This window comes from Sporomusa sp. (assembly GCF_057736855.1).
In genome coordinates, this window is the sequence record NZ_JBYKYF010000430.1 from 1 (window position 1) to 1,992 (window position 1,992).

2 protein-coding genes and 1 pseudogene are annotated in these 1,992 nt (G+C 42.8%); all 3 read left to right on the forward strand.

Annotation, left to right across the window (positions count from 1 at the left end; translation table 11 throughout):
* Nucleotides 1-301: pseudogene (locus AC29Z1_RS17240) on the forward strand (ABC transporter substrate-binding protein); the annotation flags it as partial.
* 28 nt (nt 302-329) lie between these two features.
* Nucleotides 330-1,076, forward strand: coding sequence for an ABC transporter permease (locus tag AC29Z1_RS17245; RefSeq protein WP_488272679.1), 747 nt, complete (start codon nt 330-332; stop codon nt 1,074-1,076).
* 24 nt (nt 1,077-1,100) lie between these two features.
* The gene (locus tag AC29Z1_RS17250; protein WP_488272680.1) at nt 1,101-1,901 is read left to right on the forward strand and encodes an ABC transporter ATP-binding protein; all 801 of its coding nucleotides are present in this window, start codon (nt 1,101-1,103) and stop codon (nt 1,899-1,901) included.
* The last annotated feature ends 91 nt before the right edge of the window (nt 1,902-1,992 follow it).

The following is a 1,992-nucleotide window of genomic DNA, read 5'->3' on the forward strand; positions in this document are numbered from 1 at the left end:
CTTTATGACAGCCTATGTTAAATCACTCCGTGACTACAATGATGCTTTTTTCAAAAACATAAATAAAGCTGAGATTATTGATATCTTATGTAAGTATTCAGTAATCAAAGATCCGGCATTATATGAGAAAATGTTCCCCACTGGACTTAACCCTGACGGCTATGTTCGGATGAAAGGTATTGCCGCTGATCTTGCTTGGTACAAAGAAAGAAATTTACTAAAATCAGATGTACAATTGGAAACCGCTGTCGATAATCAATATGTCGACTTTGCGGTAAAAATATTAGGAAAGTATCAGTAGGCTATGGCGTACACCGGGAGTGATAATAATGAAAACTACTATTTCCGTGCTGTCGCCGCTGACGCTGCTCCTATTTTGGGAAGTTGCTACCCGCGCAGGATTTGTTGATACTCGTCTACTGTCAAGTCCTTCGCTCATCATTCAAGCTTTCTTCCCGCTATTACTTTCAGGTGATTTACTTTATAACACATGGGTGAGCATATTGCGGGTCATTTGGGGCTTTTTGGCAGGGGCTGTGCCCGGCATCCTGCTTGGTATGAGTATGGGACTTTCCCCCTTGTTTCGTTCGGCAGTCGAACCGATGATCGCCGCTACCTATCCAATTCCCAAGCTGGCGATTATGCCGCTCATTCTTCTCATCTTCGGCTTAGGGGAAACCTCTAAGATATTTACCATTGCCATTGGCGTATTTTATCTGGTGGTTATTAATACAATGGCCGGTGTATTAAATATTGATAAAATCTATCTGGAAGTCGCCAAAAACTTCGGCGCCAGTCGTAAAGATTTTTATTTAACGGTTGCCTTGCCAGGAGCACTACCAATGATATTTGCCGGACTTAAGCTAGGTATGGGCATGGCCCTGATTCTGATTGTGGCCGCCGAAATGTCAGCCGCCAAAGCCGGAGTCGGTTGGATGATTTGGCGAGCTTATGATATGTTTGATATTGAACAAATGTTTTCAGCATTGATTACATTATCCGTTCTCGGATATATTTTTTCCCTTGTTCTTGACTGGCTGGAGCGTCTGGTGCTCCCTTGGAAGCAGGTCAACTAACGGGAATCCAAAGGAGGTGCGGTTATGCCTTACGACAGTAACAGCATTGTCTTAACCAATATGGGAAAAACATTTGCAACCAGTCGTGGTCAGATTACCGCTCTTACTAACATTAATATTACTATCGGAGATGGTGAGTTTTTTTCCATTGTCGGGCCTAGCGGCTGTGGTAAAACCACGTTACTCCGCATCCTCGCCGGACTAGACACGGCAACTGTCGGCACAGTAGATATTAAGATCAAATCAGGCGATCGTCCGATAAATTCCATGGTGTTTCAAGAACAATCAATTTTTCCATGGATGACGGTAATTGATAATGTGGCATACGGCCTCAGATTACGCGGTATACCCAAAAAAGAAAGATATGAAATTGCTGATAGATATATCCGAATGATTGGCCTAAGCAAGTTTGCCAAAACCTATCCACATCAACTCTCCGGCGGTATGAAGCAACGGGTTAGTGTAGCCCGTGCTTTTGCCAACGATCCGGAGATATTATTAATGGATGAACCGTTTGGCGCACTTGATGAACAGAATCGGATCATCCTCCAACAAGAACTATTGCGAATTTGGGAGCTTAGTAAAAAAACTACAGTATTCATCACGCATAGCATTGACGAAGCTTTATGTCTTAGCGACCGTATCCTGATTATGACGGCACATCCTGGCACAGTAAAATCAATCGTAGACGTTGATTTACCCCGCCCGCGCGACATTGCCTCAATCCGAACCACCCTTCATTACAACGAATTATTCCAGAATATATGGTTGACACTGCGCGAAGAAGTCCTAAAAGTCAAAGAGCTGGAACTAGGCGACTATTAAATTAAAAATCCACTGAGAGCAATTTCAGTGGATTTTTAATTTCAGAAAAAGATAACATCTTACCGATCAATCTGACCAAACAGTTTTGAAT